11 protein-coding genes and 2 pseudogenes are annotated in these 20,068 nt (G+C 74.9%); 5 read left to right on the top strand and 8 right to left on the bottom strand.

The features are described from left to right. Nucleotides 1-203: 203 nt before the first annotated feature. Nucleotides 204-3,338 carry an AMP-binding protein gene (locus tag IF01_RS43790; RefSeq protein ID WP_063764192.1) on the top strand — a complete coding sequence of 1,045 codons (3,135 nt, stop codon included), beginning with the start codon at nt 204-206 and terminating at the stop codon, nt 3,336-3,338. Nucleotides 3,339-3,398: 60 nt separating this feature from the next. Next, nucleotides 3,399-3,845 (top strand): DUF4259 domain-containing protein, encoded by a 447-nt coding sequence (locus IF01_RS0111010; protein WP_030393148.1) that lies wholly within the window; start codon nt 3,399-3,401, stop codon nt 3,843-3,845. 7 nt (nt 3,846-3,852) lie between these two features. Here IF01_RS0111010 and IF01_RS41580 read toward each other — a convergent pair whose 3' ends face one another. Next, the gene (locus IF01_RS41580; protein WP_078879870.1) at nt 3,853-4,806 is read right to left on the bottom strand and encodes an NmrA family NAD(P)-binding protein; all 954 of its coding nucleotides are present in this window, start codon (nt 4,804-4,806) and stop codon (nt 3,853-3,855) included. A gap of 91 nt (nt 4,807-4,897) precedes the next feature. On the opposite strand from IF01_RS41580, the gene IF01_RS0111000 reads away from it, so the two are divergent. Then, a complete protein-coding gene (locus tag IF01_RS0111000) occupies nt 4,898-5,635 on the top strand; it encodes a TetR/AcrR family transcriptional regulator (protein WP_030393146.1) in 738 nt (245 codons plus the stop codon). Nucleotides 5,636-5,662: 27 nt separating this feature from the next. On the opposite strand, the gene IF01_RS0110995 is transcribed toward IF01_RS0111000, so the two are convergent. The 4 genes and pseudogenes from IF01_RS0110995 to IF01_RS51785 all read right to left on the bottom strand — a co-directional run. Beyond that, the gene (locus tag IF01_RS0110995; protein WP_030393145.1) at nt 5,663-6,292 is read right to left on the bottom strand and encodes a hypothetical protein; all 630 of its coding nucleotides are present in this window, start codon (nt 6,290-6,292) and stop codon (nt 5,663-5,665) included. A 32-nt stretch (nt 6,293-6,324) separates the two neighbouring features. Further along, entirely contained in the window at nt 6,325-6,969 is a 645-nt protein-coding gene (locus IF01_RS0110990) for a carbohydrate binding domain-containing protein (protein WP_157855197.1), read from the bottom strand. A gap of 125 nt (nt 6,970-7,094) precedes the next feature. Next, nucleotides 7,095-8,114 carry an RICIN domain-containing protein gene (locus tag IF01_RS46765; RefSeq protein WP_030393143.1) on the bottom strand — a complete coding sequence of 340 codons (1,020 nt, stop codon included), beginning with the start codon at nt 8,112-8,114 and terminating at the stop codon, nt 7,095-7,097. A gap of 199 nt (nt 8,115-8,313) precedes the next feature. Continuing rightward, nucleotides 8,314-8,457, bottom strand: a pseudogene (locus tag IF01_RS51785) (GNAT family N-acetyltransferase); the annotation flags it as partial. A 19-nt stretch (nt 8,458-8,476) separates the two neighbouring features. Between IF01_RS51785 and IF01_RS0110975 the strand changes: the two are divergent. Then, a pseudogene (locus tag IF01_RS0110975) lies at nt 8,477-9,760 on the top strand (NsdA family TPR-like regulatory protein); the annotation flags it as partial. Between the two features lies 1 nt (nt 9,761). On the opposite strand, the gene IF01_RS0110970 reads toward IF01_RS0110975, so the two are convergent. Next, nucleotides 9,762-10,409: a TetR/AcrR family transcriptional regulator gene (locus IF01_RS0110970; protein WP_030393140.1), complete on the bottom strand. Its 648-nt coding sequence runs from the start codon at nt 10,407-10,409 to the stop codon at nt 9,762-9,764. A 118-nt stretch (nt 10,410-10,527) separates the two neighbouring features. Between IF01_RS0110970 and IF01_RS0110965 the strand changes: the two genes are divergently transcribed. Next, nucleotides 10,528-11,151: an SRPBCC family protein gene (locus tag IF01_RS0110965; protein WP_199523419.1), complete on the top strand. Its 624-nt coding sequence runs from the start codon at nt 10,528-10,530 to the stop codon at nt 11,149-11,151. A gap of 43 nt (nt 11,152-11,194) precedes the next feature. Here IF01_RS0110965 and IF01_RS0110960 read toward each other — a convergent pair whose 3' ends face one another. Together IF01_RS0110960 and IF01_RS0110955 are read right to left on the bottom strand one after the other, a co-directional pair. Continuing rightward, nucleotides 11,195-14,377 carry a non-ribosomal peptide synthetase gene (locus IF01_RS0110960; protein WP_030393138.1) on the bottom strand — a complete coding sequence of 1,061 codons (3,183 nt, stop codon included), beginning with the start codon at nt 14,375-14,377 and terminating at the stop codon, nt 11,195-11,197. Next, complete coding sequence (locus IF01_RS0110955) at nt 14,374-20,067, bottom strand: non-ribosomal peptide synthetase/MFS transporter (RefSeq protein WP_063764187.1); 5,694 nt, start codon at nt 20,065-20,067, stop codon at nt 14,374-14,376. Before IF01_RS0110955 ends, IF01_RS0110960 begins: the two co-directional genes overlap by 4 nt. Nucleotide 20,068: the final 1 nt, after the last annotated feature.

Here is a 20,068-nt window from a genome sequence, read left to right as displayed (position 1 = left end):
CGGAGGCTACGCTCCGCGACCGCGCCCGCGGTCGCAGACCGTCACCGGGAAGCCCGCGCCGCCGACCGCCGCCTCCCGTACCGTCCCCGCGGTCCGCAGGCGGACGACTCTGGCGGGGGACGGCGCCGAGCCGCTACGGTCTGGACCAGCCACCCGTCCGGCCGATCGGCCGCGCCCCGTCCTGGCCACTTCCGGGAGTCGTCATCAGCACCCGATCCACCGTCAGTGCCGTTCCCACCGCCGCCGCTTCGGCACCCGGGACGCCCGACGCGCTCACCCTGACCGACCTGCTCGACGACCGGGCCGCCCGGCACCCCGACCGGCCCGCGCTGATCGCCCCCGGCCGACCGGCACTCGACTACCGGACGTGGCGGGAGCGGGCGGTGCGCGCCGCCCACGGGCTCGCCCGGGCGGGCCTCCGGCCGGGCGAGCGGGTGCTGCTGCTCTTCCCCAACCGCTCCTGGGACGCCTACGCGGTGGCCTTCCTGGCCGCGCACTACGCGGGCGCGGCGGCCGTCGTCGTCCGCGAGGACCTGAGCGCCGAGGACACCGCGCGGCTGGCGGGCGACAGCGCGGTGGTCCTCGCGGTCGCCGGATCCGCCTCGGAGGAGCGGGCCGCCGCGGCCGGCGTCCGCTGCCTGCCGCTGGCCGGACTGGAGGCCGACGGCCGCGGTGCCGGCGACGGCGCGCAGGAACCGCCGCACCGCCCCGCCCCCGGCGACCTCGCCCAGGTCATCGGCACCTCCGGCACCACCGGCGCGCCCAAGGGCGTGCACGCCGCCCACGCCAGCCTGACGGCCGGCCAGCGGCTCGACCCGCGCCCGCGCCCCTACGCCCACTCCGCGCACGCCGTGCACGCCTTCCCGATCGGCACCAACGCGGCCCAGGTGGTGCTGGTCAACGCGCTGGTCGCCGCGCCCGCCACGATCTGCCTGCCGCGCTTCGACGCCGAGGAGTTCGGCCGGACCGTCGCCGAGTACCGCGTCGGCACCGTCTTCCTGGTGCCCTCGATGGCCGTCGAACTGCTCAACTCCGGTACGGCCGGGCGGCACGACCTGAGCAGCGTCCTACTGATCAGCTCCTCCGCCGCCGCCCTGCCCGCCCCCGTCGCCGCCGCCCTGCGCGAAGCCCTGCCGACCGCCACCCTGGTCAACACCTACACCTCCGCCGAGGCCTCGCCCGCCCAGATATCCGCCGTCGTCGACGCCCGCCGGCCCGGCTCGGTCGGCCGCCCCACCAACCCGGCCGACCTGCGGCTGCTCGACGAGGACGGGCAGCCGGTCGCGACCGGCACCGTCGGCGAGGTCTGGCTGCGCCAGCCGGGGCCCCCGCGCGGCTACACGGCCGGCGCGCAGGCCACGGCCGCCGTCTTCCGCGACGGCTGGGTGCGGATGGGAGACCTCGGCCGGCTCGACGCCGACGGCTACCTCCACCTGGTCGACCGGGAGAGCGACATCATCAAGTCCGGTGCCCTCAAGGTCTCCACGCTGCGCATCGAGGACGTCCTGCACGCCCACCCCCAGGTCGCCGACGCGGCCGCGCTCGGCCTCCCGCACCCCGTCATGGGCGCGGTGCCGGTGGCCGCCGTCGTGCCCGCCGCCGACGGCCTGGACCTCGACGAACTGCGCCTCTTCCTCGCCGCCCGCCTCGGCCGGGCCGAACTGCCGGTCCGGATCCTGCTCACCGACCGGCTGCCCCGCAACCCCAGCGGAAAGGTCGTCAAGCACGAACTGCGGGCACGATTCGACACCCCCGCCGAGGCCCCGGCCGGCACCCCGCCCACCACCGGCACCGAACTCGCCCTCGCCGCCGTCTGGCGCAAGGTGCTCGGCCGGCCGGTCGCGGCCGTCGAGGACGAGTTCTTCGCGCTCGGCGGCGACTCCTTCCGCGCCGTCCAGCTCGCCGCCGCCGTCTCCGCCGCGTTCGGCGTCGCCGCGAGCACCGCCCTGGTCTTCGAACGGCCCTCGCTGCGCGCCCAGGCCGCCTGGCTCGCCACCGCGCCCAGGACCGCCGAGGCCGCGCCCCCGGTCGACGAAGCCGCGCTCTCCCCGTTCCTGCGCGAACTGCGCGCCCAGCCCCACGACATCCCGCTCACCTCCCAGCAGGAGAACTTCCTGCGCTGGATGGCCGAGGCCGAGGGCCGCAACGTCGGCGCCGTCGCCGTGATGTTCCGCGTCACCGAAGCACTGGACCCGGGCCTGCTGACCGAGGCCCTGTACGAGGCGGTGCGCCGCCACCCCGCGCTGCGCACCCGCTTCGTGCCCGTGCCCGGCGCCCTGCCGGGCGTCCGGCGCGCCGTCGTCGACCCCGAGCCGCAGGTGGACGCCGTCCTGGTCGACGCCCCGGGGGAGAGCGACGACGAGGTGTCGGACCGGCTGATCGCCGCCCGGGACCGGCTCACCGACGTCGGCGAGGGCCCGATGACCGGCCTCGCCGTGGTCAGCCGGGGCGCCGACGACCACGCGGTGCTGCTCGCCGTCCACCACATCGTCGGCGACGGCTGGTCGGTCGGCGTACTGCTGCGCGACCTGGGCGTCATCTACTCGGCCCTGCGCCGCGGCCGCCCGGCGCCGCCGTCCCGGCCGATGCCGACCCTCGGCGAGCTGGTCTCCCGCTCCAACGCCAACTGGCCGCTCGCCCGGGCCCACTTCGCCCGCACCCTGGCCGGCGCCCCGGAGGCGGTGCACCCCTTCCCGGGCCGCACCGACACCGAGACGGTGCTCAGCGCCGCCCACCGCCTCACCGTCCCCGCCGATCGGGCCGCCGCCCTCCGCGACCGGGCCGCCGAGGCCGGGGCGACCCCCTTCCAGGCCCTCGCCACCGTCTGGCTCGGCCTGCTCGCGGAGCACAGCGGCCAGGACGACCTGGTCCTGATGACCCCCGTCCCCGGCCGCACCACGCCCGAGGCCGAACAGGCCGTCGGCTGCTTCGTCCAGTCCCTCCTGCTGCGGGTCGACGCCTCCGGCGCACCCGGCTTCGCCGAACTCCTCGCCCGGGTCCGCGACACCGCCACCGCGGCCCTGGACCACCAGCTCTACCCCTTCGCGGAGTTCAGCCCGCTGGTCCCGTTCGCCGCCTGGCTCCGCTACGAGAGCTGGAACGCCCCCGCCCAGCTCCCCGGCCTCGCCTGCACCGCCTGGGAGGTCCCGCGCGGCGCCACCGTCCCCTACCCGATGCCCGGCGGCGACCGCCACGTCCCCGAACTCGCCGCCACCGAACAGCCCGACGGCTCCCTGGTCTGCTGGCTCCGCTACAACGAGCACGCCTTCACCCCGGCCGCCGTCGACTCCCTCGCCACCGCCCTGGAGGCCCGCATCGCGGAGGCCGCCGGCGGCTGAGCCCGCGTGATTGTCGGTGGTCGGTGCCATGATCTCCACGAGCGAACTGAGGAGAGCACCGTGGGTACCTGGGACATCGGCCACTTCGACAACGACACCGCGGCGGACTTCTGCGCCGGCCTCGACGAGGCGGCCGCGGGGGACCGGGAGGGCGTGCTCCGCCGAGTGCTGACGCTGGCCGCCGACACCGGGGCCGAGGAGTACCTCGACTTCGACGAGGCGGTGGAGGCGGTGGCCGCCGCCGCCCTCGTGGCCTCCCAGTGCCCCGGTGGGGAGCCGGTCACCAGCGCCTACGGGCCCGACGAGCCCCTTCCGGAGTTCGCCGTCGACCTGAGGCCGATAGCCGCTTCGGCCCTGGACCGGGTGCTCGCCGACGAGTCCGAGCTCGCCGAGCTCTGGGACGAGAGCGAGGACGGCCCCGCCTGGCGCCGCGCCGTCCAGGAGCTCCGCGAGGTTCTCGCACCGACACCCGGACCGGCTCCGGAGGCGCTGTTCGAGCTCGCTTGACGGCCGGTCAGGACGTCGGTCCCGGAGCGGCGCTGTCGCCGGTGGCGTCGAACCGGGCGCGCAGCGCGGCGGCGCCGCCCTCGGCGAGCCAGTCGCCGAGGCTGCGCAGCCCGGGGTGGACGACCCGCAGCGCCTCGATGTCGACCCGCCAGCGGTGGCCCTCGCCCCACTGCCGGCGGATTTCGGCCAGCCCGGGGTGCAGTGCGGCGGCCTCCTCGTGGCCGATCTGCTCGTAGCGCAGCGCCCGCCCGGTCGCGGCGGCGATCGCGGCGACGGCCTCGACCGGGGTCGGGGCGTCACCGGCCAGCTCCAGCGTCCGGCCGGCGAAGCGCTCAGGGTGCTCGAAGGCCAGCGCGGCGAACTCGGCGATGTCCTCCAGGGCGATCATCTGGAGCGGTTCGTCCGGGAGGAAGAGGTGGCGGTTGACCCCGTCCCTGAAGCCGTCGAAGCCGATTCCGGCCAGCCCCAGGTAGTTGGTCATGAACCGCACCGGCTGCAAGACCGTCACCTGCCCGATCCGCTCGCGCAGGTACTGCTCGATGCGTCGCTTTCCGGGGGCCGCGAACGCGGCCCCGGTGGTCGGGGCGACACCGGTGAACACCACCTGGCGGACCCCGGCGGCGGCGGCCGCATCGGCCAGGGCCCGGCCGCGACCGAACTCCAGCTCCTCGTCGATGCCCGTCGGCCCGTAGGCCACCGGCGGCACGGCGAACAGCGCGCCGGCGCCGGCCAGGGCCGGGCCCAGGCTCGCCGGGTCGTCCAGGTCCGCGACGGCCAGCTCGGCCCCGGCCTCCGCGAGTGCCACGGCGCCGGGCGCCGCCCGGTCCCGGACCAGGGCGCGGACGGGGCGCCCGGCGGCCAGCAGCCGCCGGGCCGTCGCCCCGCCCTGATTCCCGGTGGCGCCGGTCACGGCGACGAGGCCCCAGGCCGTGTCCTTGCGTCCAGTGCGTTCGATGGTCATCTCGTCCTCCTTGGCCCCGGTCGGTGCTTCAGCGCCGGGGATCTGGGATACTCCAACCCGTTTGGCTCCGGGGGACAAGGGGTTTCGTGACATGACGACGGTGACCGGCGCGGGCGACCGGAGCGACGCCCGCCGCAACCGGGCCAAGGTGCTGTCGGCGGCGGGCGAGGCGTTCGCGGAGCGGGGGCTCGACGTCCCGCTCGGGGACATCGCCCGCCGGGCGGGCGTCGGCGCCGGCACGGTGTACCGGCACTTCCCGACCAAGCACGCGCTCGTCGAGGCGGTGTTCGCCCAGCAGTTGGGCGAACTGGTCGCCTCCGGCGAGAGACGGACGGCCCGCTCCGCGCCCACCGAGGCCTTCTTCGGGTTCCTCCTGGAGGTGGTCGGCACCACCCGCAGCCGCGCGACCGTCTGCGACGCGCTGGACGCCGACGCGAGCTGGCCGCGTCCGGTGCTGACCGCGACGGTGGCGCGCCTGCACCAGCTCCTGGAGACGCTGCTGCGGGCCGCGCAGCGGGACGGCGGCGTCCGGCCGGAGATCGGCCCCGACGACGTGGTGGCCCTCACCGTGGGGTGTGCCGCGATGCTGAGGGTCCGTCACGACCGCGCGGCCGGGCTCCGGCTCGTCCGGCTGACCGTGGACGGCCTGCGACCGTCCGCCCCGGTTGTCACGGAAGGACGCTCCTTTCGTGACAACCGGGGTCCGCACCCCGCCCCGGCCTGCGAGCAGTGCGGCACCGTGCTCACCCTCCGCCCCACCGGCCGCCCGGCCCGCTACTGCGGCGCTGCCTGCCGCCAGCGCGCCCACCGCAGCCGCCCCTCCCCCTGAACCGGGCCATCACCCCGGTCGACGTCGTCAGACGGACCCGGTGGGAGGCTCGGCAGGCCGGGGCAGACACGGCGGGGTCGAGGCCGGTGCGGGCGCGCTCGGTCCGGGGACGCTCGGAGCGGGGGACGGGGTGGCGCACTCGTCGGGGTACATCGGCCCGATCATCGAGACCCGGTTCACCTGGTAGGGGCCCTGCCCGTACCAGCCGTGGAACGTGACGGTCACCTCGTGGCTGTTGCCGATCGCGAGGGTCGTGGCGAGGGACCGCCAGTTCGGCCCGTCGGCCCAGAGGGTCACCTCGCCGCTGCCCGTCCCGGTGCCGGAGACGGTGACGAAGGTGTAGGCGCCGGCCATGGAGGCCGCGAAGCTGTACCGCGTACCGGCCACTACCGGCACCCGCTGCGTGCAGCCGGCGTAACTCTGTCCACCGGGGCGTCCCTCGACGCCCCGGTCGGTCTGCGTGAACTCGCCTTCGCAGGTCCAGCCGCGGGCCAGCGGGTCGCGGAACTCGCCGTTCTTGATCCATTCCACCGGCGCCGGCTGGGCTGCGGCGGAACCGTTCGCGGCCACGGCGGCCGCACCGGCCAGGACGAGGGCGCCGAGGACGGCGCCGAGGGGGTTGCCGCCAGGGGCACGGCGGGGGCGTGACGGACGCATGGGTGTCTCCGGGTGTGGGGGAGGGCCGACCGTCAGGGGATGTACGTGCGCTGGCAGGTGGGCGTGGGCGAAGGCGATCCGGGGCCGTCGGTGCCCGTCGGCGACGGGCTCTCGGGCTCCCCGCAGGGCGGCGGCGGGTACCCGGGGCCGCTGAAGGACACCCGTCGCACGTCGTACGCCGGCTGCTCGTACCAGCCGTGGAAGTACACGGTCAGCTCGGTGGTGTCCGGCCCGGTGTCGACCTGAACCGACAGGTTGTTCCAATCGCTCCGGCTCGACCAGGTCGAGGCGTTCTCGCCTCCTGCTCCCGTGACGCCGACGAAGGCGAACGAGCCGCGCACCGTGGCGGACAGCAGGTAGTGGGAGTTCGGCAGCACCCGCACCCGCTGCGTGCACCGGGCATTGTTGTCGGCGGTCGGATACCCCGTCACGTAGTGGTCGTGCGGGATGCTGCTGGACCCGACGCTACCGTCGCACTTCCAGATCCACGGGTAGGAGTCGAAGCCCCCGTTGAGGATCAGATCGGCGTGCGGCTGCGGATCCGCCGCACCGGCGGCGAACCCGGCGCTGGACGCCAGCCCGACGGTCGAGGCGGCCGCCGCGAGGGCGCTCACAGCGAGCCCGACGGAGAGTCTGCCGCGCCTGCGGCCGGGTCGGGACAGAACGGTTGCACGCATGCCGTCTCCAGGTGGGGGAGTACCGATGGGGGCAGCGGTGCGAGGGAGTGGACCACACCATGGTGGACCCGGCCGACTCCCGTCAAGGGTCATGGTCGGGAGTCGGCCGGGCGGGTCGGGTCGGGTCAGGGCTTCTCGCCCTCGGCCCAGGTGATGTTGACCTCGTCGATGAAGTAGCGGCCGTCGAAGCGGAGGAAGACCTTGGACGAGGTGTCGTTGTCCGCGATCCAGCTCCTGTTCCACTGCACGACGGTGCCGGCGCCGTCCTGCCGGGGGTAGTAGAGGCCCTCGCGGCGCTCCGGCCGGTTGTAGAAGCCGTGCCCGCTGGCCAGCTTCCACGGCGTCCGGACGAGGGCGCCGTCGACGTCGGCGAAGAGCGCGGCGGGGAAGTTGGTGCGGGCGATCAGCTTCGGCGGCACATAGTGGACGGTGACCTCGTCACCGTCCACGTAGCGGGCGGGCTCCCCGGGCAGCCGGTGGAAAGCCTTGCGTACGGCGCCGTTGGTCTCGTAGCTGTCCGTGAAGGCCACCAGGCCGCCCTGCCGGCCCTCCCTGTACCAGTCGCCCCGGGAGTAGTGGTCGAAGTCGAAGGTGTTGATGCTGGTGCCCGGGGTGAGGAGTTCACCGGAGACCTCCCGGAAGACCGTCTCCTCGAAAATCCCCTCGACGGTCCGGCTGTCCCTCTCGAAGCGCCGGGCCGGCACCCGGACCCGTCCCGTCCCCACCGGCAGATCGGTGGCCTTCGGTGCCGGGGCGGGTGCGGGCTTCGGCGGCGGAACCGGCGCGGGCGCCCACGCGGTGCAGGCCCGGTCCTCGGCCCCGGCACCCTTCTCCAGGATCAGCGGCCCACCCGGCCGCTGGGCCGCCGGATCGGCCAGTCCGAGCAGGCAGTTGGAGGAGTCGTGGAGAGCCATCAGCCGACCGGTGTCGCGCTGCACGAAGGCCCGCCACGCCTGCCGCCAGTACGAGGTATCACTGCCGGTGTCGGAGAACTTGGGCCGCAGCGTGACCGCCGCGCCCCGGCTCGACGTCTCGGCGGTCAGGTACAGCCCGGTGGCGACATGCCGGATCCGGTGGTTGATCACCCGGAACCGCTCCGCCACCCACTGCTCCCCCTCCCCGCCGACCTCGGGCCCCAGCACCACAGCTGTCCCCTCCGGACTCCCCGGAGCAACACCCGCCACCAGCCCGGGAATCCGGTGCAGGCGTAACACGAACGTCTCGGCAGGCCAGTCGACCAGCATCTTGAACACCCTCTCGACCATCGGACATGACATCGCGTCACACCATGATCACCCGATCGGCAGACCTCGCGCCAGGACGCCCATCGCCGCTGAGGGCGAGCTACCCGGCTACCAGGGGCGCGACCACCGAAGGCCCGGCGAACTCCGCGGCCAGGGCATCCATCACTACCTCGTCGCAGACCCGCCCGAGCCAGTACCCCGCCTCCCGCAGGGCCCCGACCGTCCGGAACCCGGCCTTCTCGTAGGGCACAGAGTGCCGGTGGAGAAGCAATGGCGAGTTCGCGCGTGCGATCAACCGGGCCGGTACAGAGGGTGGCTTCAGGCTCAAGTACGACGAGTCGGCGGTGTCGCACTGGCTCTCCGGTACGCGTCCCATGGCCAAGTACCGGCAAGTGGTGCTGGAGGTTCTGAGCCGGCGTCTTGAGCGGGTTGTCACGGCATTCGAGGCAGGATTCGTGGATCAGCCCGATGAGCAGGAACCGTCCGTGGATATGGTGGAAGGACTGGTCGACCTCGGGAGTGCCGACATGGATCCATCGCGCAGAGGCGTGCTCGGGGCTGGCCTCTACTCGGTAGCGCTGACCATTCCCGGGTGGCCGGACGTGGTGGGGAGGTTCGAGAGGCTCGGGTCCGATCCGCATGCCAGGATCGGGATGGGTGAGGTCGAGTCCGTCATTGCCATGACGGAGCGGATCAGTGAGATCGACGACCAGTTCGGAGGGCGCACCGCGCGGCCCATGGCGGCGGCGTTCATGGTCAACAACATCGTCCCGTACCTTCGCGCCACGGCCTCGGACGAGGTGCGCAGGGCGATGCTCTCCGCTGCGGCCGACCACCTCTATCTGACGGGGTACATGGCCGTCGACGAACGTCTGGACACGCTGGGGCAGAGCTACTACACCAAGGCGCTGGAGCTCGCGCTCGCGGCCGGTGACCATCTCACGTACTGCACCACGTTGCGTGGCATGAGCGTGCAGGCCGTCGAACTCGGTCACGGGGCGGAGGCGGTACGGCTTGCGGATGCGGCGTCGAGTGCCTCGCCGCAGGCCGGGCCGAGGATGCGGGCCTTCCTGGCCGGGCAGCAGGCGCATTCCCTCGCGCGGACCGGCGATCGCGCGGGGGCGCTGGCGATGCTGCGGGCGGCGGAAGTCGCCATGGAGCAGGCCGAGTCCAAGGCCAAGGCGCACGGCTCGTACGATCCCGCGTCGCTCGCCTATCACGTGGCCCAGGTGAACCATGAACTCGGCTACCGGGAAGGGGCGATCAGGGCGCTGCAACGCTCCGAGAAGGTCAGGCCCGCCGTGTACCGGCGTGCCCGGGTGCGTCATCGGGCGATGCTGGCCGAGTGGCAGGTCGAGGCCGGGCGGGTCGAAGAAGCTGTGCAGAACTGGCACTTGGCCTTGGACGACTATCCGCAGGTGCAGTCCGGTCGGGCGGACGACCGGTTCCGGGCGATGGTCGCGGCGGTGCGCCCGCACCGCCGCGATGCGCGGGTGCGGGGGCTGCTGGAGCGGGCGCGGCCGATGGCGGGTGTGCGGAGGGGCTGAATCAGCTGAGCAGGGTGGCGAGTTCGGACTCGAAGAGGACTTCGGCGTCGAAGCCCATGCCGCCGAAGTGACCGGCCAGTTCGAGGGACAGGACGCCGTGGAGGCGGGTCCAGAGGCTGAGGAACAGGGCGAGCGCCTCGGGCGGGGCGGGGTGGCCGGCGGCCCAGGTGCGGTGGTCGGCGACGTGGGTGGCGAGCGGGGACGCCGGGGCGCCCTGGGGGAGGGTGGCGGCGCAGGCGTCGATGAGCGTCACCGCGATCTCCTGGGAGATCGCCCTCGTGTCCTCGGGCGCCTCGTAGCCGGGCACCGGGGTGCCGTAGAGCAGCAGGTAGCGCTGCGGGTCGGCGAGGGCCCAGGTGCGCAGTGTGCGGGCGAGGCCGGCCAGGTCGGCGCCGGTGGCGGCGGCCGCGCGGAGGGTGTCGGCGAGGTCGCGGTAGGCCTCGCGGACGAGTTCGGTGATCAGCTCGTCCCGGTTGGCGAAGTAGCGGTAGAGCGCGGGGCCGCTCATGCCCATGTGCTTGGCGATCGCGTTGAGCGAGAGCGCGGAGGCGCCGGCGGTGGCGATCTGTTCCCAGGCGCGTTCCATGACCTCGGCGCGGACCTGGGTGCGGTAGCGCTCGCGGGGGGTGGTGGGGTCGCTCTTCGCCATGGTGGGGGTCGCCTCTCGGATGCGTTGGTTAGAGGGTATCACGGAAGCTATTGACTCTTGGGATGCGAAGGAGTTAGAACTTCTCACAAGAAGAACGAGGGCTAGGGAAGGAAATGCCATGTTCGGTATGCGTAAGGCCGGAATCCGGGCCGCCGTGATCACGGTTCCGCTGGTTGTCGGGCTGTTGAGCGGCGCCGCGGCCCCGGCCGGGGCGCACTCCGCGAAGCCTGCCAAGGGCCTCACCTGCCGGGGAGCCGGGGTCGACCCGGCCGCGCAGATCCGGTACCGGACCGAGGCCGTGATCAACGCACCGCTGGACGTGATCTGGAAGCTGCAGACGGACGTCGACCGCTGGCCGTCCTGGCAGCAGGCGGTCAGCAGCGCCGAGCGCCTCGACCACGGGCGGTTCCGCGCCGGGTCGGCGTTCCACTGGACGACGCCGATCCCGCCCGAGGTCGGGATCCCGGCCACCGCTCTGGACATCACCTCGACCGTGCGCCAGGTCGCGGACCGCTCCTGCCTCCGCTGGACCGGCCCGGCGGACGGGGAGGGGCTGCACATCGACGGGGTGCACGTCTGGAACTTCACCAAGGTGCGGGGCGGGGTGCGGGTGAGCACCGAGGAGACCCACACCGGGCCGCAGGTCGATGCGAATGTGCCGCTGGCGACCGCGATCCTGCGGACGGGGCTGGAGGCGTGGCTGACCGACCTCAAGGCGGCCGCCGAGGCCCGGGCGCGGTGAAACGGGAGGGCGCGGGAATCGGCCCGCGCCCTCCCGGGGCGGCTCAGCCGTCCAGGCGGTCGGCCGCCTCGTCCTCGCTCAGCGCCTCGATCTCGGCGACGAGCAGCTCCTCGACCCGGGCCGCCAGCGCGGCCACGGTCGAGAGCTCGAAGGCGTCGCGGATCGGAACGTCCAGGCCGACGCCCGCCCGGATCCGGGCCACGACCCGGGTGACCAGCAGGGAGTCGCCGCCGAGTTCGAAGAAGTCGTCCAGCGCTCCCACCTGCGGCACCCCGAGCACCTCCTGCCACAGCTGGGCGACCAACTGCTCGGCATCGGTCCGCGGCGCCAGGTACGGGCGTGCGGCGGCGGCTGCCGGTTCCGGGAGGGCGGCGGTGTCGAGCTTGCCGTTGAGGGTCAGGGGCAGGGTGTCGAGGAGGACGACGGTGTCGGGGACCAGGTAGGCGGGCAGCCGCCGGAGCAGGTGCTCGCGCAGATCGGCGGCGTCGGGCGCCGCGCCCGGGGCCGGGACGGCGTACGCGACCAGGCGGCGGCCGCCGCGCACCACGGCGGCGGCCCGGGCCACCTCCGGGAGCGAGGTCAGGGCGGCCTCGATCTCGGCCGGTTCGATCCGGTAGCCGCGCAGCTTGACCTGCTCGTCGCCGCGGCCGAGGTAGTCGAGCGTCCCGTCGCTGCGCCAGCGCGCGCGGTCGCCGGTGCGGTACATCCGGCCGGCGGCGTCGGCATCACCGGCGAACGGATCGTCGAGGAAGGCCGAGGCCGTCAGGTCGGGTCGGCCCAGGTAGCCGCGGGCGAGGCCGGTGCCGCCGATGTGCAGCTCGCCCTCGGAGCCGCGCGGCAGCAGCGCGCCGCGCTCGTCCAGCACGTACAGCCGCACGCCGGGCAGCGGGCGGCCCAGGGACGGGCGGCGGGCGGCGTCCGGGGCGCCGAGGTCGGTGGCGGTGACGATCACGGTGGCCTCGGTCGGGCCGTAGGTGTTGACCAGCCGGACGGTGTCGCCGTGCCGCTCCCGCCAGCGGGCGACGGCCTCGGCGCGGACCTCGGAGCCGCCGAGCACCACCAGCCGCAGGGCGGCCGGCCACGGGGTGCGGTCGTCGTGCGAGACCAGCTCCTCCCAGTAGGCGGTGGGCAGGTCGAGGACGGTGACGGACGGGCCGTGCGGGCCGCGCAGCAGTTCGGGCAGGGTGCGGCCGCCGCCGGGGAGCAGCACCACGCAGGCGCCGGAGGCGAGCGCGGGCCACAGCTCCTCGGCGTGGGTGTCGAAGCCGATCGAGGCGAACTGGACGATCCGGTCCCCGGGGGCGAGCCGGTAGCCCTCGGGCCCGGCCATCCAGTCGACCCGGGCGGCGAGGGCGGTGTGGTCGACGGCCACGGCCTTGGGGGTGCCGGTGGAGCCGGAGGTGAACAGGACGTAGGCGAGGCCGGAGCGGTCGTCGTCCGTGCCCGCCGGGGCGGTCTCGACGATCCGCAGGCCCTCGGAGCCGCCCTCGTCGGTGAGCAGCGCGACGGCCCCCGACTCGCGTTGCATCAGCCGCCGCCGCTCCTCCGGGTGGGCCGGGTCGAGCGGCAGATAGCCCGCGCCGGCCTTCCAGATCGCCAGCAGGGCCGTCACCAGCTCGAAGGACGGGGCCAGCCGGACGGCGACGAGCTGCCCCGCCACGGAGCCCAGTCGTGCCGCCAACTCGTCGGAGCGCCGGTCGAGTTCGGCGTAGGAGAGGGTGCGGCCCGCGCATTCCAGGGCGGGGGCGTCCGGGGCGGCGGCGACCCGCTCTGCGAACCGGGCGAGCACCGTGCGGGGAGCGGAACCGCGGATCGGGCCGGTGCCGAGAGCGAGCAGTTCGGCCCGCTCGTCCCGCCCGATCAGCCACTCCCCGTACAGCGGCACCGTCACGTCCGCGACGGCGGCGGTGAGCAGCGCGTGGCAGCGGGTGCCGAGCGCGGCCACCGTCTCGGTCTGGAGCACCTCCCGGTCGAAGCAGAAGGAGAGCGTCAGCCCGCCGTCCGGCGTGCGCCAACTGTCCAGCAGCAGATCGGTCTTGGCACGCTCGAAGCCGGAGTCCATGGATGCGGTGCGGACCCCGGCGGGCAGCGGGGTGCCGCCGTCCTCGCCGGCCAGGTCGTACTGGCTCTGGTGCACGAACACCGCCTGGTAGAGCGGCGCCGCGCCGGCCTCGGCGGGCAGGCCCAGGTGGGTGGCCAGCCGCTCCAGCGGGACGTCCTGGTGGCTCAGCGCGCCCAGGGTGGCGGTGCGGACGCGGTGCAGGACGGTGCGGAAGTCGGGCTCGCCGGTGAGGTCGGCGCGGAGCACGCCGGTGCGGGCGAAGTAGCCGACCAGCTCCTCCTGGGCGGCCTCGGTGCGGCCCGCGAGCGGGGTGCCGACCACGAAGTCGGTGCTGCCGGTCCAGCGGGCCAGCACGCACTGGTAGGCGGCGAGCAGCACCATGAACGGCGTGCAGCGCTCCCGGCGGGCGAGGGCGTCCAGGGCCGCGGTGAGTTCCGGGCCGAGGGCGGTGGTGGCGAAGCCGGCCGGGTGCCGGGGGTCCGCCGGGCGCGGGCGGTCCAGCGGCAGCCGCAGCCGGCCGGTGCCGGCCAGCTTCTCCGCCCAGTAGCGGAACGCGGCCTCGGTGCCGCCGTCCTTGGCGCGCTGCTGCTCGGCGCGGGCGACGTCGCCGTAGCGCAGGGCGAGCGGCGCCAGCCCGGCCGGCGCCTCGCCGAGGGCCTCCCGGTAGAGCGCGAGCAGTTCGCGCCAGAGGATCCGGAACGACCAGCCGTCCGAGACGATGTGGTGGACGACCAGCGCGAGCGCGTGCTCGTCCGGCCCGGCCGAGACCAGGACGGCGCGCAGCGGCGGGCGCCCGCCGAGGTCGAACGGCGCGTTGACGGTGGGGCGGCAGGCCTCGGTGAAGTCGGCCTCGCCGGCGCCCGGGGCCAGCGCGACGAGGTCGAGCGGGACGGGCGCCGCGGGCTCGACCAGTTGCACGGGTGCCTCGCCGTCCAGGGCGAAGCGGGTGCGCAGCGGCTCGTGCCGGGCGGTCAGCCGGTCGAGCGCGGTGCGCAGCGCGGTCACGTCGAGCGGGCCGCTCCACCGCCGGCACAGGTACATGTTGAAGCCGGCGTCGGCGGGGTGGAGCTGCTGGAGGAACCAGAGCCGGCGCTGCTCCTCGGTGAGCGGGTGGACGGCCTCGACGGGGCGGGCGGGGCCGGCGGTCCGGTCGGTGGTGGTCATCGGGCGGCGGCCTCGGTTCCGGTGCGGGGTGCGGGTGCGGAGGGGAGTTCGGTTGAAAGGGAGGGTGCGGGTGCGGAGGGGAGTTCGGTTGAAAGGGAGGGCGCGGTCCCGGCGCGGGCCGCGAGGGTGGCCAGGCCGACCAGGTCGTCGGGCTCGGCGTCGGGGACGTCGCGGTCGAAGTGCCGCAGGGCGGGGACGGCGAGGCAGACCAGTACCAGCAGGGCCATGGCGAGCCCGAACAGCAGGTACAGCAGGCCGATGCCGCGGCCGTCGCCGGTGCCGATCAGCCGGCCGACGCTGTCCGCCAGCGGGCCGTCCGCGTCCACCCAGGGCTGGACCAGGCGCGGTCCGAGCGGTGCGACCAGGGCGAAACCGACCGGCAGGGTGGACCAGGCGACCATGGTGTTGACGGCGATCACCCGGCCGTGGAAGCGCAGCGGCACCTTGGTCTGCACGATCGTCGCGTAGACGCCGTTGACCAGGGCCAGCCCGTACGCCATGCCGAAGGCGCCGAGCGCGACCGGCAGGATGCTCGGGCGCAGGCCGGTCACCAGGCAGGCGGCCGCCAGGCCGAGGGTGGCGAGCAGGACGCCCCGCAGCCGCAGCCGGCGCGGCCCGCCCCACACCAGCAGGGTCAGACCGCCGAGGACGGCGCCCAGCCCGGCCGCGACCGAGACCCAGCCGGCGGCCGCCAGCGGGGCGAAGGACAGCACCAGCGGGGTGGTGAGCAGGAACAGCGGCGACAGGAAGATGTTGAGCACGGCGAAGAACAGCAGCATGGCGCGGAAGTTGCGGCTGCCGAGCGCCCGCCGGAAGCCGGCCCGGATCTCGGCGCCGACGCTCTCCCGGCGCCGGGCGGCCATCACGTCGGGGAAGCGCACGGCCAGCGTCACGCCGGTGGCGACCACGTAGCTGGCGACGTCCATCGCCAGGATGCCGCCGAGCCCGAGCGCCGACAGCAGGCCGACCGCGAACAGCGGCACCAGGAACTGGGCGAGGCCGAAGGCCATCTGGACGACGCCGTTGGCGCGGCCGAGGAAGCGCTTCGGGACGAGCTGCGGCACGGCCGAGTTCCAGGCCAGCCGTTGGAAGGTCAGCGCCGTCGACAGCACCGCGATCAGCACGTACGCGTGCCACACCGCCAGCGAGTCGGTCAGGTACAGCAGCAGCATCACCGCCTGGGTGAGGCCCGCCGCGACATCGCCGTACAGCATGATCCGGCGCCGGTCGCCGCGGTCCACCAGCGCCCCGGCCAGCGGAGCGGTGAGGATGCCGGGGACGAGCCCGCAGGCGGCCAGCAGGCCGAACTGCGCGAGCGAGCCGGTGGTCAGGTAGATCCAGACCGGCAGGGCGAACTCGGTGAGCGCCGAGCCGATCATCGAGATCTGCTGGCCGGCGGCGACACCGAGGAAGCGGCGCATGGTGGGCCGCACCGCGGCGGCCGCGGCCGTCGGCGCCGGCTCGGCGGCGTCCCGGGAGAGCCCGGCCAGCCACCAGGTGGCGCCCTCGGTGCGCCGGTGCCGCTGCTCCTCGCCGTCGGCCACCGAGCGGTGCACGGTGGTGAGGATCTCGGCGAGCTCGGCGGCCCGGTACTTGAGGTAGAAGTGGCCCGCCTCGTCGAGCACCACGACGCCGGTGGTGTCGCTGAGCCGGTGCCACTCCCGGTACCGCTCCTCGTAGAACTCGGTGGCCGGGTCGCGGTCGCCGCAGACCGCGTACACCGGGGCGGCGATCCGGCCGTCCTCGCTCTCGAACAGCCGGGTGAAGTACTGCTCGGCCTCCTTGGTCCCGGTCCGTCGGTTGGCGACCATCAGCCGCAGCTGCTCGGTGCCGACCTCGTCGGTGTCCAGTCCGGCCGCCGCCAGGGCGTTGATCATGCCCTGGTCGCTGCGCAGCCGGTCGGCGGTGCGGGCCCACCACTCGCCGACGGCGGCGCCGCGCCCGCGCGGCCGGGCGAACGGGAAGATGCCGCCGAGGTGGACGGCCTCGACCTCGCGGCCGGCCGTCTCCACCCGCCGGGCGATCTCCACGGCCAGCCGGACGCCGACGCCGCAGTGGCCGTACAGCACGATCCGGCCCTCGACGGTGTCCAGGATCTCCTGGGCGCAGCCGGCCGCGACCTCGTCGATGTCCATGGCCTCCTCGCCCAGTTCGTGCCCGGGGACGGCGAGCGAGTGCAGGGCCCAGTCGGCGGGCAGGGCGTCGGCGAGCGGCTTGTAGATGAGCGCGCTGCCGCCGCCGTACGGGGTGCAGACCAGGCTGGCGGTGGTCCGGCGGCCGGCCGGGGTGAGCAGGTGCAGCAGGCTGCGCGGGCCCCGGTCGGCGTGCGGGTCGCTGACCAGGGCGGCCAGCCGGCGCACGGTCGGGTACTTGAAGAGGTCCATCACCCCGACCGGGGTGGGGAGTTCGGGGAAGGCGCGGCGCAGCTTGGCGACCACCTGGGTGGCCAGCAGCGAGTGCCCGCCGAGCTCGAAGAAGTCGTCCAGGGCGCCGACCCGGGGCACGCCCAGCAGTTCGGCCCAGAGCGCGGCGAGGAACTCCTCGGCCTCGCCGTCGGGTTGGACGAACTCGCCGCTCGCGGCGGGCTCCTCGGGTTCGGGCAGGTTCCGCCGGTCGACCTTGCCGTGGGCGAGCAGGGGCAGCCGGTCGAGTACCACGAAGCGGGCCGGGACCATGTAGTCGGGCAGCGACTCGCCCAGGGTGTCGCGCAGTTCGGCCGGAGCGGGCACGGGAGCGTCGCCGGTCCGCTCCAGGTAGGCGACCAGCATCTGCCGCAGGCCCTCGCCCCGGGCCAGGACGACGGCCTGGCCGATCCCGGGCAGCGCGGTGAGGGCCGCCTCGATCTCGCCGGGCTCCACCCGGTAGCCGCGGACCTTGATCTGGTCGTCGGCCCGGCCCAGGTAGTCGAGCGTGCCGTCGGTGCGCCAGCGGGCCAGGTCGCCGGTGCGGTAGAGCCGGTCGCCGGGGGCGCCGAAGGGGTCGTCGACGAAGCGCTCGGCGGTCAGCTCCGGCCGGCCCAGGTAGCCGCGGGCCAGCCGGTCGCCGCCGAGGTACAGCTCGCCGGTGACGCCCGGCGGCACCGGCTGCCCGGCCTCGTCGAGGACGTGGCAGCGGGCCCCGGCGAGCGGGGTGCCGATCGGGGTGCTGCCAGGTCCGGCGGCGTCGGCGGTGACCTCGTGCACGGTCACGCCGACGGTGGCCTCGGTCGGGCCGTAGTGGTTGAACACCGCGCACCGGCCGAGGGCGGCCAGGCCGGCCGCCCACGGCCAGGCCGAGGCCTCGCCGCCGAGCACCAGCGACCGGCGCGGCAGCAGCCGCTCCATCGGGGCGTCGGCGCTCAGCGCGGCCAGGTGCGAGGGGGTCATCTTGAGGTGGTCGAGCTCCAACGCCTCGATCCGCTCGGTGAGTTCGGCCCCGGCGATCCGGCGTGGAAGCAGGTGGACCCGGCCGCCGGTGCTCAGTGCGAGGTAGAGCATCGTCATGCTGAAGTCGAAGGCCAGCGACTGCAGCAGCCCGTAGCTCGCACCGGGCTCGATCCGCAGCCGTTCCCGCACCCCGGCCAGGTAGTTGAGGATCTGCCGGTGCTGGACGGCGACGCCCTTGGGGGTGCCGGTGGAGCCGGAGGTGTAGATGACGTAGGCCAGGTGGTCCGGTCCCGAGAGCTCCGGCAGCGGCTCGGCGTCCCGCACCGGTGGCTCGGTGTCCAGCAGCAGCACGGCGACGTCGTGGCCGGGGACGCGGTCCGGGAAGCGGTCGCGCAGGGCCGACTCGGTGAGCAGCACCCGGGCCCCGGAGTCGGCGACCAGGTGGGCGAGCCGGGCGGGCGGCTGCTCCGGGTCCAGCGGCAGATAGGCGCCGCCGGCCTTCAGCACACCGAGCAGGGCCACCGCCAGCTCGGGCGACTGCTCCAGGCAGACCGCGACCCGGTCGTCCGGGGCGACGCCGAGCGCGCGCAGCCGGCGGGCGAGACCGGTGGCGCGCTCGTCCAGCTCGCGGTAGGTGACGGTGCGGCCCTCGGCCTCCAGGGCCGGCCGGTCGGGGTGGGCGCGGGCGGTGGCGGCGAGCAGCGCGGTCAGGGTGGCCGGGGCGCCGTCCGGGTCGGGCAGCGCGGGCCCGGCGGCCCAGCGCTCCAGGACGTCCCGGCGTTCGGCGGGGGTGGCCAGGGGCAACCGGGAGAGCGGCCGGTCCGGGTCGGCGACCGCCGCCGTGAGGAGGAGCTCGAAGCGCTCGACCAGCCGGCGCACGGTCGCGGCGTCGAACAGGTCGGTGCGGTAGGTGAGCAGCCCGTAGAGGCCGCCGTCGGACTTCTCCCGCAGGTAGAACGCGAGGTCGGTGCGGGTGGTGGCGGCCTCGTGCCCGAAGCTCTCGGCGGTCGGCGCGCCGGGGGAGTCCGGGGAACCGGAGCCCGCCGGAGCGGAGGCGGCACCGCGCTCGCCGTAGTTCTGGTAGGCGAAGCTGACCTGGAACACCGCGGAGCGGCTGACATCGCGCTCGATGTCCAGATCCGCCACCATCTGCTCGAACGGCACCTCCTGGTGGGTGTACGCGTCGAGGGTGGTGCCGCGCACCCGTCCGAGCAGTTCGGCGAAGGTCGGATCGCCCTCCAGCCGGGCCCGGATCGGCAGCATGTTGACGAACAGGCCGACCACGCCTTCGAGTTCGCGGTGCAGTCGGCCGGCCACCGCGGAACCTATCGCGAAGTCCCGCCGCCCGGCGTGCCGGCCGAGCAGGGTCTGCAGCGCCGCCATCAGCACCATGTACCCCGACGCGCCCGAGGAGCGGGCCAACTCGGCCACACCCCGGCCGAGTTCGCTGCTCCAGTGGAACTCGGTGGCGGCCCCCTCGAAGGTCAGCACCGGCGGCCGGGGGCGGTCGGTCGGCAGCTCCAGGGCCGGGACGTCGCGCAGCTCCTCGCGCCAGTACGCCCGCGAGCCCGCCAGCGCCTCGCCGGCCAGCCGCTCCCGCTGCCAGCCCGCGTAGTCGCCGAACTGCACCGGCAGTTCGGGCAGCCGGTCCGGGGTGCCGTGGGCGTGGCGGGCGTACAGCGAGTCGAGTTCGCGGTGCAGGATGTCGAGCGACCAGCCGTCGCTGACGATGTGGTGCATGACCAGGGCGAGTACGTGCTCGTCCGGCGCGGTGCGCACCAGCAGGGCGCGCAGCAGCGGGCCCTCGGCCAGGTCGAAGGGTCGCGCCACCCGCTCGCCGAGCTCGCGGGCGGCCCGCCCGGCCGGGTCCGGGTCGCCGCTCGCGTCGACGAACTCGGCGGTGAGCGGACCGGGTTCGGCGATCCGGACCTCGGCGGTGCCCTCGGGAGTGGCGGGGAAGCTCATCCGCAGCGCCTCGTGCCGGGCGAGCAGCCCGGTGAGGGCGGCGTCGAGCGCGGTGCGGTCCAGCGGGCCGCGCAGCCGGCGGGCCGGGGCCAGCGCCCAGGCGGTGGAGCCGGGCGCGAACTGGTCCATGAACCAGAGGCGTTCCTGCCCGCTGGAGAGCGGGACGGCGCTGCCCGGGGGGCGGACGGGGACGGTGGCGGCGGGCGCGGCGGGGGCCGCGCCGGCAGGAGTGCCGTCGCCGGGTGCCGGCGCGGTGGCGTCCGCGGCCGTGGCGGTGCCGGCGGCCGCGCGCAGGCGCTGGGCGAGCAGGGCGCGTTTGGTCGCGGACAGCCCGGCCGCGGGGTCCTGGAGGTCGGTCATG

This window comes from Kitasatospora purpeofusca (genome assembly GCF_000718025.1).
Classification (GTDB): domain Bacteria; phylum Actinomycetota; class Actinomycetes; order Streptomycetales; family Streptomycetaceae; genus Kitasatospora; species Kitasatospora purpeofusca.
The sequence above is the reverse complement of the archived record's forward strand: the minus strand, read 5'-3'. Positions and strand labels throughout refer to the sequence as shown.